The 15,363-nt window shown below is 64.4% G+C and carries 11 protein-coding genes and 1 pseudogene; 5 read left to right on the forward strand and 7 right to left on the reverse strand.

From position 1 onward, the window contains the following. Positions 1–232 precede the first annotated feature (232 nt). The gene (locus tag ACW5XD_RS22525; RefSeq protein WP_456496821.1) at positions 233–733 is read left to right on the forward strand and encodes an NUDIX hydrolase; all 501 of its coding nucleotides are present in this window, start codon (positions 233–235) and stop codon (positions 731–733) included. Positions 734–790: 57 nt separating this feature from the next. On the opposite strand, the gene ACW5XD_RS22530 is transcribed toward ACW5XD_RS22525, so the two are convergent. Beyond that, positions 791–2,074, reverse strand: a complete 1,284-nt coding sequence (locus ACW5XD_RS22530) for a sensor histidine kinase (RefSeq protein WP_456496822.1) — start codon at positions 2,072–2,074, stop codon at positions 791–793. Further along, positions 2,071–2,751, reverse strand: coding sequence for a response regulator transcription factor (locus ACW5XD_RS22535; RefSeq protein WP_456496823.1), 681 nt, complete (start codon positions 2,749–2,751; stop codon positions 2,071–2,073). Before ACW5XD_RS22535 ends, ACW5XD_RS22530 begins: the two co-directional genes overlap by 4 nt. A 169-nt stretch (positions 2,752–2,920) precedes the next feature. Here ACW5XD_RS22535 and ACW5XD_RS22540 point away from each other — a divergent pair. Both ACW5XD_RS22540 and ACW5XD_RS22545 read left to right on the forward strand, forming a co-directional pair. Continuing rightward, a pseudogene (locus ACW5XD_RS22540) lies at positions 2,921–4,068 on the forward strand (efflux RND transporter periplasmic adaptor subunit). Positions 4,069–4,070: 2 nt separating this feature from the next. Next, positions 4,071–6,017, forward strand: coding sequence for a MacB family efflux pump subunit (locus ACW5XD_RS22545; protein ID WP_456496824.1), 1,947 nt, complete (start codon positions 4,071–4,073; stop codon positions 6,015–6,017). A gap of 307 nt (positions 6,018–6,324) precedes the next feature. Here the strand turns inward: ACW5XD_RS22545 and ACW5XD_RS22550 are convergent, their stop codons facing one another. From ACW5XD_RS22550 to ACW5XD_RS22570, 5 genes are all read right to left on the reverse strand, one after another. Further along, positions 6,325–7,161 (reverse strand): transporter substrate-binding domain-containing protein, encoded by an 837-nt coding sequence (locus ACW5XD_RS22550; RefSeq protein ID WP_456496825.1) that lies wholly within the window; start codon positions 7,159–7,161, stop codon positions 6,325–6,327. Beyond that, complete coding sequence (locus tag ACW5XD_RS22555) at positions 7,158–7,919, reverse strand: amino acid ABC transporter ATP-binding protein (protein ID WP_456496826.1); 762 nt, start codon at positions 7,917–7,919, stop codon at positions 7,158–7,160. The genes ACW5XD_RS22550 and ACW5XD_RS22555 overlap by 4 nt, the downstream gene beginning before the upstream one ends. Continuing rightward, complete coding sequence (locus ACW5XD_RS22560; protein ID WP_456496827.1) at positions 7,916–8,578, reverse strand: amino acid ABC transporter permease; 663 nt, start codon at positions 8,576–8,578, stop codon at positions 7,916–7,918. The genes ACW5XD_RS22555 and ACW5XD_RS22560 overlap by 4 nt, the downstream gene beginning before the upstream one ends. Before the next feature lie 92 nt (positions 8,579–8,670). Continuing rightward, positions 8,671–9,336, reverse strand: coding sequence for an amino acid ABC transporter permease (locus ACW5XD_RS22565; protein ID WP_456496828.1), 666 nt, complete (start codon positions 9,334–9,336; stop codon positions 8,671–8,673). Next, the gene (locus ACW5XD_RS22570; RefSeq protein ID WP_456496829.1) at positions 9,333–10,544 is read right to left on the reverse strand and encodes a threonine synthase; all 1,212 of its coding nucleotides are present in this window, start codon (positions 10,542–10,544) and stop codon (positions 9,333–9,335) included. The genes ACW5XD_RS22565 and ACW5XD_RS22570 overlap by 4 nt, the downstream gene beginning before the upstream one ends. Before the next feature lie 239 nt (positions 10,545–10,783). On the opposite strand from ACW5XD_RS22570, the gene ACW5XD_RS22575 reads away from it, so the two are divergent. Beyond that, positions 10,784–12,925, forward strand: a complete 2,142-nt coding sequence (locus tag ACW5XD_RS22575) for a prolyl oligopeptidase family serine peptidase (RefSeq protein WP_456496830.1) — start codon at positions 10,784–10,786, stop codon at positions 12,923–12,925. Positions 12,926–13,131: 206 nt separating this feature from the next. Beyond that, positions 13,132–15,279 carry an AsmA family protein gene (locus ACW5XD_RS22580; RefSeq protein ID WP_456496831.1) on the forward strand — a complete coding sequence of 716 codons (2,148 nt, stop codon included), beginning with the start codon at positions 13,132–13,134 and terminating at the stop codon, positions 15,277–15,279. The last annotated feature ends 84 nt before the right edge of the window (positions 15,280–15,363 follow it).

The following is a 15,363-nucleotide window of genomic DNA, read 5'->3' on the forward strand; positions in this document are numbered from 1 at the left end:
CGGCCTGTCACGCCGGGGGTCGCGGGTTCGAGTCCCGTCCGCTCCGCCACTAACAAGAAGCCCAGTCGAAAGACTGGGCTTTTTTTCGTTTAATTTCTCCTGAATTGCCTCCTCTCCCTCTCTTATATCTTGCTGATTTATCACGTCATGGGTGTTGTGCCTCAAGCCTTTCCATCAGGGAAGGGGTTCGGCATACAATGCGTTTTTAGTTTCAAATGGGAGAGTTGCCGCTATGTTCTGCCCGCGCTGTGGTATCAAATCGCTGCAAAAACGCAGCGAGAAGGAGTTTGCCTGTGGCTGTGGTTTCCACTATTTCCAGAATGTGGCGTCGGCCGTGATGGTGGCCTTGTGCTGGCAGGATGAAGTGCTGGTTGCGGTGCGAGGGCGAGACCCTGGCAAGGGCTTGCTGGATCTGCCTGGCGGCTTTGTCGACCCCGGTGAGTCGCTGGAGGAGGCGCTGGTCAGGGAGCTGAAAGAGGAGCTGGGGCTGGATCTGGGGAGAGAGGCGTTTCGCTATCTCGGCTCCTTTGCCAACGTCTACCCCTATGACGACGTGGTCTATCACACCTGCGATACCGTCTTCATGCTGGAGCTGGCACATAAGCCTGCCGTCGTGGCAGCCGACGATGTGGCCGCCTGCGAGTGGCGCAAGCTGGCCAAGATTTCGCCCACCGAGTTTGCCTTCAGATCCACGGGCGCGGCCATCGGCCAGCTGCAAAGGTTGCGGGGATGAGTACCGGCCTCACCGCTCTCGAGCGTGGCGACCAGATGGCTGAGCCGGAATAAGGGGCTAGCCAGGCAGGTGGAGGGTGACGACCAGGCCGCCCTCTTCGCCATTTCTGGCCTCGACTCGTCCCCCCTGCGCCTGGATTGCCTTGCGGGTGATGGCAAGGCCCAGTCCATAACCCTTGCCCACCGCGGGGGAGCCTATGCGTACGAAAGGATCGAAGATGCTGGATAGCTTGCTCTCATCTACTCCCACACCTTGATCAGCCACCTCGATGACAAACTCAACCCCCTGTCGTTGCAGGGTCAGGGTGATGACCTGTCCCGTTTGCGAGAAGCGCAGGGCATTGCGCAGCACGTTGTCGAGGGCCCGGCGGATCAGCTCCGCCTGTCCGCAGACCGTGTATTCCTGGGTCTCATCCACCCAGGTTTTGATCTCGACCCCCATGTGCTGCGCCTCGTAGCGGGCATCGCTCACCACGGCGTCGATCAGCCCCTGCAGATCGTAATACTCCTCGCCGTCTCGCTCGCCATGGCCGGCGCGGGTGAGGGTCAGCAACTCGCCGATCATCTTGTCCATGCGCTGGGTCTCGAGCTGGATCCGTGCCAGGGATCCCTCGATCCTGGCAGGATCCTGCCGGGCAAGACCGATGGCCAGTTGCAGCCGGGCGAGGGGGGAACGCAGCTCGTGGGAGACGTCATGCAGCAGTTGTTCACGGCTCTCCACCAGCAGTTGCAGCCGCTCGGCCATGGCATCGAAGTCGCGGGCCGCATCGCTGATCTCGTCGTGGCGCCGCCGCATGGCGGGGTAGAGGCGCACTGCCAGATCCCCCAAGGCGAGGCGCTCGAATCCCTGCCGGAAGCGGTTCATGGGGCGGGTCAGGTGCCAGGCGAGCAGGGCGCTGAAGAAGAGGCCGCCAAGTCCGCCGATCCACCACATGGGGGGCGGCATGTTGAGCCAGTTGCGGCGGGGCTGGGGCGGTGCCAGCTGCCGTTGCAGGCCGGTGGTGTCGTAGTCGAGCCGGTAGCGCTGGCCATCGGTTCCCAACAGGATACGGCCGGTCTGCGTTGTGGATTGCTCCGTTTCGACCGGTTCAAGGCGCAGCAGTCCTTGCTCCGCTACGGGCCAGCTGGCCTGCAGGACCGCCACAGCAGTCGGTCCCTGGCGTTGCAGCAGAGCGGCGGCCGAGTCCAGCTGGCGTGCGGCCAGCTGCCTCGCCATCCGCTGCTCCGGCGGCCCTTCGTGGCGATAGAGGCTGAAGGCCACCCACAGCAGCTGGCTCATCATGATGATGGTGAACCAGAAGCCGAACAGGATCTTCCAGAACAGGCGTCCCTTGAGGATCATGCCAGCCGGTATCCTATGCTGCGTACCGTCTCGATGCCGACGGCTTCCCCCGCCAGGGCTTGCAGCTTCTGGCGGATATTGCAGATGTGCACGTCGACGCTGCGATCATAGGGCTCGCGCGGGCGGCCAAGCCCGTGCAGGGAGAGCTCATCCTTGCTGACCACCCGCTCCGGCGAGCGCAGCAGCAGTTCCAGCAGGTTGAACTCGGTGGCGGTCAACTCCAGTGGCTGCGCCTGCCAGTGACACTGACGGCTGGCGGGGGAGAGCACCAGCTCGCCAAGGCGCAGGCCCTGCTCTTTGCCCGGATGGATGGGGGCAGGCTCGACCCGGCGCAGCACGGCCCTCAGCCTGGCCACCAGCTCCCTCGGGTAGCAGGGCTTGGGCACATAGTCATCGGCCCCCATCTCCAGCCCGATCACCCTATCTATGTTGTCCCCCTTGGTGGTGAGCATGATGACGGGGATCTGGCTGGCGTGGCGGATCTGGCGCAGCACCTCGCTGCCATTGAGGTCGGGCAGCATGATGTCGAGCACCACGGCGGCATAGTTGCCGGAGAGGGCGTGCTGCACGCCGCTCTTGCCGGTCAGCACATGGGTGGTGGCAAAGCCTTCGCCGCCCAGGTATTCGCTCAGCATGGTGCCAAGCTCCAGATCATCGTCCACCAGCAGGATCTTCATCGCTCTTCTCCATCTCGGGTCGATGCCATTTTCCCGTGTCCGCTGCCCGCTGACAGCTGACAGCTGCTTTTACGCAATCCTTACACTGCCCTGCAAGAGGCTTAACCGGACATTGGAGTAGATTGCACTGGCTTGTTTCATCCCTTTGTTACACCCAAGGATATCCGTGATGGCCCCTGCCCGTCTCCTCGTTGTTCGCCTGCTGCCGCCAGCCCTCTTGCTGCTCGCGGCCGGCTGGCTGTTTGCGCCATCCGATGCGGTGCCGGCAGCGTCCTACATCACAACCCCGGCCGAGCGGCGCGATCTGGAGCAGAGCGTGCTGGCTGACGGCACCCTGCAGGCCCAGCAGCTGGTGAGCGTGGGGGCTCAGGTGTCGGGACAGATCAAGGCGTTGCACGTGGCGCTCGGGGAGCAGGTGAAGCAGGGCGATCTGCTGGTCGAGATCGACGATCTCACCCAGCAGAACGCCCTCAAGGATGCCGAAGCGGCCCTCGACAACGTGCAGGCCCAGCTGGCCTCGCGCCGGGCGACCCTGCGCAACAACGCGCTTGTGTTCGAGCGTCAGCGCAAGGTGCTGGCACGGGGGCTCGGCAGCCAGGCCGACTACGACAGCGCCGAGGCGACCCTGACCGCCACCCGTGCCGACATCCGGGCGCTGACGGCGCAATCCGTGCAGGCCCGCATCGCGGTGGACACGGCCCGGGTCAATCTGGGTTATACCCGCATCGTCTCCCCCATGGCGGGCACCATAGTGGCGATCCCGGTGGAGCAGGGGCAGACGGTGAATGCGGTGCAGAGCACCCCGACCATGGTCAAGGTGGCGCGGCTCGACATCATGACGGTGGAGGCGCAGATCTCGGAGGCGGACGTGATCAAGGTGAAGGCCGGCCTGCCCATCTACTTCACCGTGCTGGGGGCGCCGGAGCGCCGTTACCAGGCCAGGTTGCGCGCCATCGAGCCTGCCCCCGACTCCATCAATGACGACACGACCAGCAGCAGCTCGACCAGCACGGCCGTCTACTACAACGGCCTGTTTGAGGTGGAGAACCCTGAAGGGGCCCTGCGCATCGGCATGACGGCTCAGGTGCACATAGTGCTGGCGACCGAGTGATCCCGGCCATCGCCCTGAGCGGTGACAGGGTGCAGGTGGTGGATGGTGCGGGCCAGCCCCAATGGCGGCAGGTGAGGGTGGGCCTCAACAACAAGGTGGATGCCCAGATCCTGAGCGGCCTCGAGGCCGGGGAATCCGTGGTGGTGAGCCAGTCGACGGCCCAGAGTCAGCAGAGCGGGCGCATGGGCCCGCCCATGGGGATGTGAGCATGAGCCAGCCATTGCTGCAACTGAGCGGGATCCGCCGCTATTTTGGCGACGGGGATCGGCGAGTCGAGGTGCTCAAGGGGATCGATCTGACCATAACGCGGGGGGAGATGGTCGCCATCGTCGGCGCCTCAGGCTCCGGCAAGTCGACCCTGCTCAATATCCTGGGCTGTCTCGATCAGCCGAGCTGCGGTCACTACCGGGTCGCCGGGCAGGAGACCGGCCGGCTGACGGCGGATGCGCTGGCGGCCCTGCGCCGCGAGCATTTCGGCTTCATCTTCCAGCGCTACCACCTGCTGGGGGATCTCAGTGCCCGCGACAACGTGGCGCTGCCGGCCATCTATGCCGGACTGGCAGGCGATGCGCGAAAGGCCAGGGCCGAGGCCCTGCTGCAGCGGCTCGGGCTGGGTGCCCGTCTCGACTACATGCCGAGTCAGCTCTCCGGCGGTCAGCAGCAGCGAGTCAGCATAGCCCGCGCGCTCATCAACGGCGGTCAGGTGATACTGGCGGACGAGCCGACCGGTGCCCTCGACAGCCAGAGCGGGGCCGAAGTGCTCGGCATACTGCGTGCCCTGCATGGTCAGGGTCATACCCTGGTGATAGTGACCCATGACATGGGGATCGCCGAGCAGGCCGAACGCATAATCGAGCTCAAAGACGGGGCAGTGGTGGCCGATCGCCGCCAGAGACAGGCGACACCCCTGCCTGTGCGGGAGACTGTGCAAACTGGCCGGACGGCCTGGCGTGGCTGGCTGGACAGGTTCACCTCGGCCTTCAGGATGGCGCTGCTGGCCATGCGGGCCCAGCGGATGCGCACCTTCCTCACCATGCTCGGCATCATCATCGGCATCGCCTCCGTGGTTTCCGTGGTGGCGCTGGGGCGCGGCTCCCAGCAGCAGGTGCTGGCCAACATCAATGCCATGGGCACCAGCACCCTGGAGATCTTCCCCGGCAGCGGCTTCGGTGATCGGCGGGCCGAGGCGATCCAGACTCTGCGAGCCGAGGATGCCGACGCCCTGACCAGGCTCGACTACGTGCACAGCGTGACCCCCAGCCTGACCACCAGCGTTACCTTGCGCCGGGGCAGTCAGGCGGTCTCAGGCACGGTAAACGGGGTGGGGGAGCAGTTCTTCCAGGTGCGCGGCTATCGGTTGCTGCAGGGCATGTTGTTCGATGCCGGCAGCGTGGCCAGCCTGGCGCAGGAGGTGGTGATAGACGCGAGCAGCCGGGATCGGCTGTTCGCGGCGGGAGAGTCGCCGCTCGGGCAGGTGATCCTGCTGGGCACACTGCCGTGCCGGGTGATAGGTGTGGTGGCCCGCAATCAGAGCGGGTTTGGCAGCGATGAGAACCTCAACGTCTGGATCCCCCACACCACGGCCATGAAGCGGATGCTGGGCCAGAGCCATCTGCGCAGCATCAGCGTGCGGGTGCGGGATGAGGTGGCGCTGGCCGCCGCCGAGGACGGCCTCACCCGGCTGCTGCGCCAGCGCCACGGCACTCAGGATTTCTTCGTGCTCAATACCGACAGCATCCGCCAGACCATCACCAGCACCAATGCCACCCTGACCCTCTTGATCGCCATGATAGCGCTCATCTCCCTGGTGGTGGGCGGCATAGGGGTGATGAACATCATGCTGGTGTCGGTGACCGAGCGTACCCGCGAGATCGGTGTGCGGATGGCGGTGGGGGCCAGGGCCGGCGACATCATGCAGCAGTTTCTGATCGAGGCCGTGCTGGTCTGCCTGCTGGGCGGGGTGGCCGGGGTGCTGCTCGCCCTGCTGGTTGGCGTCTTGTTCGCGCACTTCAGCAGCCAGTTTGCCATGAGCTACTCCCCGGGCGCCGTGCTGGCGGCCTTCCTCTGCTCCAGCCTGATTGGCGTGTTGTTCGGCTTCTTCCCGGCGCGGCGGGCGGCGCGGATGGACCCTATCCACGCGCTGGAGCGGGAGTAAGCACACTCTTAGGTGCCTTGGCGCGCCACCCCATTCGCCTGCGGGGGCGGGAGTTCATCCCTCTTCGGCACCCGGGGCGGATTGGCCAGACGGCACCCTGTGCCAGTCCGGCAGCCTGAACAGTGTCATCGACGTGACACAGCCTGCTCTGCGCGGGTTTTCAACCGGGCCCCGTGGCCCGGTTCTTTTTCGCATGCGAAAAAAAGGCGCTACCCAAGGGGGACGCCTGAAAGGTCAAACCTTGCGGTTTGCGGACCAACGGAACCAAGACTTCACACACTTCACACTCTCAGCACTTCTGGCAGGCTCAGCCCTGCCACTTGCCTCCTTCCACTATCACGTCGTTGGGATCGGTATCGGCGCTCAACTTGTCGCGCACATACTGGTCATACAGCTTGAGCAGGTACTTCTCTTCCCCCAGCTTGGCGAGACGGTCGTTGACCCAGTCACGCAGCTCGATATTGCCCTTCTTCACCGCCGGTGCGATCGGATCTTCCGAGCCCAGCTTCTGGGGCAGCACGCGGTAGCCCGGGTTTTCCTTGGCCCAGCTGAACAGCACCAGGTTGTCCTGGGCGTAGGCATCGCCACGACCTTGGGCCAGCGCCTGCAGGGATTCGGTGTTCTTCTCGAACTTGAGTACCTTCCAGTCTGGGTGGTTGCGGGTCAGCCAGATGTCGGCCGTGGTGCCAGTGGTGACGATCAGGGTCTTGTCCGCGAGATCGTCCAGCCCCTTGGCGGCGCTCTTCTCCGGCACCAGCACCTGCACCGCCACCCTCAGGTTCGGGTTGGTGAAGTCCACCACCTCGCGCCGCTCCGGGGTCACCGTCATGTTGGCCAGGATCAGATCCACCTTGTCACTCTGCAGGAAGGGGATGCGGCTGGCGGGCTCGACCGCCACGAATTCGATCTTGTTCTCGTCTCCCAGCAGATCCTTGGCGAAACGGCGGCCGAGATCCGTGTCAAAGCCCACGTAGTTCCCTTTCTCATCCACGTAGCCAAACGGCGGTTTGTCGGTGAAGACGCCGACGATGAGCTTGTCGCGGGCCTTGATCTTGTCGAGGGAACCGTCCGCCGCCTGGGCGGCGCCGCTGGCAAGGCCCAGGCCGATCAGGGCACTGAACAGAACCGAGGTGATTTTTTTCATGCTGACTCCTTTCGTTTGATGACATTTGTATAAGAAAACTTGGCGAGGAACTGGCGTGCGCGCTGGCTCCTCGGGTTGTCGAAGAACTGGTGGGGGGTGCCCTGCTCCAGAATGTGGCCGCCATCCATGAAGACGATGCGATCCGCCACAGCCCGGGCGAAGGCCAGCTCGTGGGTGACGATGAGCAGGGTCATGCCGCTGCCCGCGAGATTCCGGATCACCTCCAGCACCTCCTGCACCATCTCGGGATCCAGGGCGGCGGTCACCTCGTCAAACAGCATCACCTGCGGGTTCATGCACAGGGCCCGCACTATGGCGATGCGCTGCTGCTGGCCGCCGGAGAGCTGGCGCGGATAGTCGTGACGCCGCTCCCACAGACCGATGCGGGTCAGCAACTGCTCCGCCTGCAGCAGGGCCTCCTGCCGCTCCCGTTTTTGCACCTGAAGGGGGCCGAGCAGCACGTTCTCCAGCACCGTCAGGTTGGGGAAGAGGTGATAGCTCTGGAACACCATGCCGATGCGCTGGCGTACCCGTTGCCAGTCGGTGGCACCATCCAGCAGCACGCCGTCGAAGCGGATCTCGCCCCCCTGAATCGGCTCTAACCCGTTGAGGGTGCGCAGCAGGGTGCTCTTGCCGCAGCCACTCGGCCCCAGGATGACGATCACTTCCCCGGGGTTCACCGTGAGGCTGACCTCGTCCAGTACCCGGTTTGGGCCAAATTGTTTGCTGACAGCATTGAGTTCAAGCAGAGGTGTCATACCGCATTACCCCATTGTTGCTCCAGCCGGCGCGAGGCGAGCGAGAGCGGATAGCAGACCGATAAGAAGAACAGAAACAGCAGGCCGTAGATGAGCACGGAGGCATAGGTGCGCTCTATGATCTGCTGGCCCACCTTGATCACCTCCACCACCCCGATCAGCACCGCCAGCGAGCTGGTCTTGATGATGCGGGTATAGATGTTGATGGTCGGTGGCGTCAGCCGCTGCAACGCCTGAGGCAGCAGCACGTGGCGATAGAGCTGCCAGGTCGAGAGCCCGAGCGCCAGCCCGGCCTCCTGTTGACCACGAGCCAGGGATCCCAGGCCACCGCGCACCACCTCCCCCACCTCGCTGGCGCCCCAGAGGGCGAGCACCAGTACGGCGCACCAGAAGGCCGGAATGTCTACGCCAAAGAAGATCGGCAGCCCGAAGAAGAAGAGGTAGAGCCACACCAGCACGGGCACCACCCGAAACAGCTCCAGATAAACCCGCAGCAGCCCTCGAACCAACCGGCCTCCCTGTTGCGCCAGCACGCCGTAAGCGACGCCGCCCAGGGTGGCGAACAGGATGGCGAGCAGCGAGATGGCGAGGGTCTGGCCCGCGCCAATGGCCAGCAGAGGCAGCGCCTGCGCTAACAACTCAGTGACCGAACCGGCCATATTGAACCCTCCTTTCCAATCCATGCAGGGCGAGTGATGACAATGATGGGGTGCTCTGCTTTCTCATCAGGATCCAAGCCTGTACCAGCGACTCAGTGACCGAACTGACCATGTTGCAGCCTCCTTTCAACTACCCGCAGGGCGAGGGACAGCGGCAGGAAGATAAGCACGCACATCAGGGTCAGCACAGCCAGCATCTCGTAGGTCTTGTAGTAGAGGGCGATGTAGTTCTTGGTGGTGTAGAGCAGCTCGGGCACGGCCACCGCCGAGGCCACGGTGGTCTCTTTGAGCAGAAAGATTAAGTTGGCAAACAGCGCCGGCAGGCTGGTGAGCCAGGCCTGGGGCAGCTGCACGTGGCGCAGCAATTGCCAGCGGGATAGACCTATGGCCCGGCCGGCCTCCAGCTGGCTGGGGGGGACCGCCTGAATGCCCGCCCGCAGCGCCTCGGTCAGGTAGCCACCGCCGAGGAAGGTCATGGCGATCACCGCAGTGGCAAAACCTGACAGCGACAGCCCCAGGGCCGGCAGCCCGAAGTAGAGAAAGAACAGCTGGATCAAGAGCGGCGTGTTGCGGGCCAGCTCCACATAGGCGCGGATCACCCTGTTCAGCCAGGGTCTGTGCAGGCTCAGCAGAGTCACGTTGAGCAGAGCCACAGCGAGCGAGGTGAGGATCACTAGGGCGCCGAGCTGCAGCGTGACCCAGATCGACTTGCCAAACGCCGGCAGCGTGGTGAGGACAAAGGACCAGTCGAAGGTCATGCCGGTATCCTCCCGTCACGGCGCAGCCGCTGGGGCAGCACAGTGATGGCGTCCGGGTACTTGATGCCGGCACCCGTGTTGAGCACCACCACCCGCTCGCCCTCCCGGATCCAGCCCGTTTCGCGCAGCTGACGGGCGGCGGCGAAGGCGGCCGCCCCCTCCGGGCAGACGAAGCTGCCCTCCCGGGAGGCGAGCTGGCGGATCTCGGCGGTAATCGCCAGCTCATCCACGGCGATGGCGCAACCCTCGGTGCGATAGAGGGCGTCCAGCACCAGAAAATCCCCCAGCGCCTTGGGTACATTGATGCCGAAGGCCAGGGTCTGGGAGTCGGGCCAGAAGCGCGACTCGCGCTCCCCCTGCTGCCAGGCCTGCACTATGGGGGCACAGCCGCTAGCCTGTACCGCCACCAGCCGGGGCAGGTCGCCCTTGATCCAGCCCAGCTCCTGCAACTCCAGCAGCGCCTTGTAGATGCCGATGAGGCCGACGCCGCCACCGGTTGGGTAGAGGATCACGTCCGGCAGGGTCCAGCCGAACTGCTCGGCTATCTCCAGCCCCATGGTCTTCTTGCCCTCGATCCGATAGGGTTCCTTCAGGGTGGAGGCGTCGAACAGGGACTGCTCCGCTACCGCCAGGGCGACCTGGCGACCGGCGTCGCTGATGAGGCCATCCACCAGGTAGAGGCGGGCACCGGCCAATGAGGTTTCCAGCCGGGTGATGGCGGGGGCCGCTTGCGGCATGACTATGGTGCTGCGCAGGCCGGCGCGGGCACCGTAGAGCGCCCAGGCTGCTCCGGCATTGCCGTTGGTGGGCATGGCGAAATGCGCGATGCCGAGCTCGCGGGCACGGGAGATGCCGACCGCGGCGCCGCGGGCCTTGAAGGATCCTGTGGGTATGATGCTCTCATCCTTCATCCAGAGATCCGGTATGCCGATCTGCTTGCCCAGGGTGGGCAGGGGCAAGAGCGGGGTGAAGCCTTCCCCCAGAGTGACGACTTGAGCGGGATCGCGTACCGGCAGCAGCTCGTGATAGCGCCACAGGCTGGCGGGGCGGCCCAACAGGTCGGTGGGGCGCCAGGCCTGCTTCAGGGCCTCGAGATCGTAGCTTGCCAGCAAAGGCGCCTCTGCCCGGCTCAGTTGCTGGGGCTGGTCGGCATCATGGATCTCGCCGGTCTTGCTGCAACGCAGATGTGATAGGTAGCTGTACGGCATGCTTTATCCTGAATGAGTCGTCTGAGTCAGTTGCTTATTCCATCCTGTGACCCAAGTGCCGGATAACAAACAAAATAAAGTGGCAAACTTAAGCGAAAAAATTCATATGACTCCGTTCGCCCATGCCTATGTCGGCTCAGAGGGGAGTGGCATCTGCCAGCCAAGCCTGTGGGGGGTTGGGCCATCCGGCACTCTTTGCTACCCTGCCTGTTTCACCGAAACCGCAGGGAGCCGCATCGATGCGAGCCATTGTCAGCCTGCTGGCCCTGTCACTGCTGAGTGCCTGCAGCGGCCAGTCAACCAAAGAGGATGCCATGTCAGGGAAAGCGCGCCTTCACTACCCCGTCACCCATCAGGGTGAGCAGGTGGATCACTACTTCGGCCAAGCCGTGGCCGACCCCTATCGCTGGCTGGAGGATGACCGCAGCCCCGACACTGAGGCCTGGGTCAAGGCCCAGAACGCCGTGACCCAGGATTACCTGGCGCAGATCCCGTATCGCGCCGCCATCAAGGATAAGCTGGCCTCTTCCTGGAACTACGCCAAGGAGGGGGCGCCGTTTCGCGAGGGGCGCTACCACTACTTCTTCAAGAACGACGGCCTGCAGAACCAGAACGTGCTGTGGCGCCAGCTGGCGGGCAAGCCGGCCGAGGTGTTCCTCGATCCCAATACCCTCAGCCCCGACGGCACCACGGCGCTGGATCAGCTGAGCTTCTCCCGCGACGGACGGGTCCTGGCTTACTCCCTGTCGCTGGCGGGCAGCGACTGGCGCGAGATCCACCTGATGGACGTAGAGAGCAAGCAGCCGCTGGAGGCGCCCCTCAAGGAGGTGAAGTTCAGCGGCATCAGCTGGCTCGGCAACGAGGGCTTCTTCTACTCGAGCTACGACAAGCCGGATGGCAGCGAGCTGTCGGCCAAGACCGATCAGCACAAGGTCTATTTCCACCGGCTCGGCACGGCGCAGGAGGATGACCGGCTGGTGTTCGGCGCCATCCCGGCCCAGCACCACCGCTACGTGGGGGCGACCGTCACCGAAGATGACCGCTTCCTGCTCATCTCGGCGGCGAACTCCACCTCCGGCAACCGCCTCTATGTGAAGGATCTGAGCCAGGAGAACGCGCCACTGCTGACGGTGCAGGGAGATCTGGATGCGGACGTGAGCCTGGTGGACAACCAGGGCAGCACGCTTTACCTGCTGACCAACCGGGACGCACCCAACCGCCGGCTGGTGACGGTGGATGCCGCCAACCCGGGCCCGGCCCGCTGGCGCGACCTCATCCCCGAGCGTCAGCAGGTACTGACGGTGCACAGCGGTAGCGGCTACCTGTTCGCCGAGTACATGGTGGATGCCACCGCCCGGGTCGAGCAGTTTGACCATGACGGCAAGCTCGTGCGCAAGGTGGCGCTGCCCGGCCTTGGCAGCGTCAGCGGCTTCAACGGCAAGCAGGATGATCCCGCGCTTTACTTCGGCTTCGAGAACTACGCCCAGCCGCCCACCTTCTACAAGTTCGAGCCCAAAAGTGGGACCATCAGCCTCTATCGCGCCTCGGCGGCGCCGTTCAAACCTGAGGATTACGTCTCCGAGCAGCGCTTCTACCAGAGCAAGGACGGCACCCGGGTGCCGCTCATCATCAGCTATCGCAAGGGGCTGAAACGCGATGGCAGCAACCCGACCATCCTCTACGGCTATGGCGGCTTCGACGTGAGCCTGACCCCGAGTTTCAGCGTCTCGGTTGCCAACTGGCTGGATCTGGGGGGCGTCTATGCGGTGGCCAACCTGCGTGGCGGTGGCGAGTACGGCCAGGCCTGGCATCTGGCGGGCACCAAGATGAACAAGCAGAACGTGTTCGACGACTTCATCGCCGCGGCCGAGTACCTCAAGGCCGAGGGTTACACCCGCACCGACCGGCTGGCGATCCGCGGTGGCTCTAACGGCGGCCTGCTGGTGGGGGCGGTGATGACCCAGCGGCCGGATCTGATGCGGGTCGCGCTGCCGGCGGTGGGGGTGCTCGACATGCTGCGCTACCACACCTTCACCGCCGGGGCGGGCTGGGCCTACGACTATGGCACCAGCGCCGACAGCGAGGCGATGTTCGACTATCTGAAGGGCTACTCGCCGCTGCACAACATCCGGGCCGGGGTCAGCTACCCCTCGACCCTGGTGACCACGGCGGATCACGACGACCGTGTGGTGCCGGCCCACTCCTTCAAGTTCGCCGCCACCCTGCAGGCCGACAATGCCGGCCCCCATCCCCAGCTCATCCGCATCGAGACCAATGCCGGGCACGGGGCGGGCACGCCGGTGGCAAAACTGATCGAGCAGAGTGCGGATATCTATGCCTTCACCTTGTACGAGATGGGCTATCAGCAGTTGCCGCGTTAGCCTTGATCCTGGCGAGACAGGCAACCGGCAACTGCCAGCCATCTACTGACATCAGGGCCCTGCGGGGCCCTTTTCGCTGCCGACTGTCGGCAGGCTTGTGTGCGACCATCTCTGTCTCTCCAGTTGCCCATTTTGGGGGAAGGGCGTCATCTGTTATCCCCCTGGTGGTATAGTCAGCCACAAGATCCGTATTCAAGGAGTCCATCGTGAAGAAGATCATCTACATACTGCTGGGGTTGGTGTTGGCCGCGCTGGTGGCCATCGTCGCTCTGGTGAGCCTGATCGATCCCAATCAGTTCAAGCCCCAGCTGGTGGAGCAAGTGCGCAAGAGCACCGGCCGCGAGCTGGTGATGGAGGGGGATATCGGCTGGCGTTTCTGGCCGAGTCTCGGTCTCTCCCTCGAGAAGGTGCAACTGCGCAACCCGGCCGGCTTTGCCGAGCCGGATCTGGTGCGTTTCGAGCAGGGGGACGCCTCGGTGGCCCTGCTGCCGCTGCTCTCCCATCGGCTGGAGATTGGCAAGGTGACGCTAAATGGCGCCCACCTGTTTATCCAGACCAAGGCCGACGGCAGCTCCAACCTGAGCGACTTGATCAAGGACACAAAACAGGGGGCTGACGCACAACTCTCCGCTGAGAGCCAGCCGGCCGCGCCCGCCGCCACTGCCGACCAGTCCTGGCAGATCAGCCTGCAGGGTGTGGTGCTGGAGCAGGCCAGTGCCCTGCTGCAGGACGACCGCAGCGGCACGGTTTCCCGCCTCGAGCAGCTCGATCTCAATCTGGGTCAGCTGGCCGTGGATCAGTGGGTACCGGTGACCCTGGCCGCCAGAGGCGCGCGTGGGGAGCTTGCCTTCGATATCAAGGGGCAGGCCCAGATCAAGCTGGCTCAAGAGGTGAAAGCCAGCGAGCTCAAGGATCTCAGTCTGAGCGGCAGCCTGAGTGAACCGATGCAGCGGCTCGATGCCTTCTCCCTCAAGGCCGACTGGCTGGCGCTGGGGGAGTGGAGCAGCCTCACCTTGAGCCTGCAGGGTGGGCAAGGGGCTGCGGACAAGCCGACCCTGGCCGGTACTCTGGAGGGAACCCTCAAGGCGCGGCTCGATCAAGGGCAGCAACTGCTGGAGGTGTCGGACGCGGTACTGGCCGCCAAGCTGCAAGGTTCGGCTTTGCCGCACCCGCAACTGGATCTCAAGCTGGCCGGCTTTGCCCGCGCCGAGCTCGACAAGCAGACCATCACCCTGAGCAAGCTGGTGCTGGATGCCGACAAGACACTGCTGAGCGGGGAGGGCGTTGTGCGGCTCGGGGCCGTGCCCGGCGTCGAATTCGACCTCAAGGGCGACAAGCTGGATCTCGACAGCTGGCTTGGCAAACCTGCCGCGACCGGCTCCGCAGCACCGGCGCCCGTGAAGGCGGCTGACAAGGGGGCGGCCCCCGTCAAGATTGCCCAGGCACTCTCGACGGTGGAGCCCGATCTGAGCGCCCTCAAGGCGTTTGATCTGGCCGGTCGGCTGCAACTGGGTAGTCTGCGGCTGAAGGGACTGGACTTGAGCACTGTGGATCTGCAGCTCGCCCTGGCCGGTGGCCAGCTCACTCTCAAGCAGTTCAGCGCCGGGGTGGCCGGCGGTCAGGTGACGGCCAGCGGCCTGCTCGATGCTCGTCAGCAACCTGCCCGCTACCAGATTCACAAGCGGGTGCAGGGGGTGAATGTGCGCCCGCTGCTGCAAACGCTGGCCCAGAGCGATCTGCTGGAGGGCAAGGGGGATCTCGAGGTGCAGGTGCAAGGTTCGGGACTGTCTGAGCAGGCGCTGCGCGACAAGATGCAGGGCAAGGTCAGCCTCACGCTGAGCGATGGTGCCCTGCACGGCATCAACCTGGCAGAGATGATCCGCGAGGCGCGGGCCACCTTGACCGGCAAGGGGGCTGAGCAGGTGAAGGAGGTGCGCAAGACCGATTTCAGCGCCCTCACCGCCAGCTTCCAGATTGTCAACGGTGTGGCCCGCAGTGACGACATCCAGCTGTTTGCCCCGGCCCTGCGGGTAAAGGGCGAGGGCCAGACAGCCCTGGTGCCGGAAACCCTGGATTTCCTGTTCCTTACCTCCATCGTCGAGAGCAGCAAGGGCCAGGGTGGCAAGGATGTGGATGAACTCAAAGAGATCACCATACCGGTGCGCATCGGCGGTTCCTGGCAGGCTCCCAGCTACCGGCTCGACGTGAAGGCGTTGCTCGGCAACAACAAGCTGTTGGAGGAGAAGGCCCGCAAGGAGGCGGAGCGGGGGCTCAAGAAGCTGCTGGGCGACAAGGCCGAAAACGAAGGCGTCAAGGGAGTGGCCGACCAGCTGCTCAAGGGGCTGTTCAAATAGTTATCCCTTCCTTCTCATTGCCATTCAGAGCCCGCCCCGTGCGGGCTCTTTGTTGCAGACCATCAAGGTGTTGGAGCGCGGTTT

This window comes from Aeromonas enterica, from assembly GCF_054052465.1.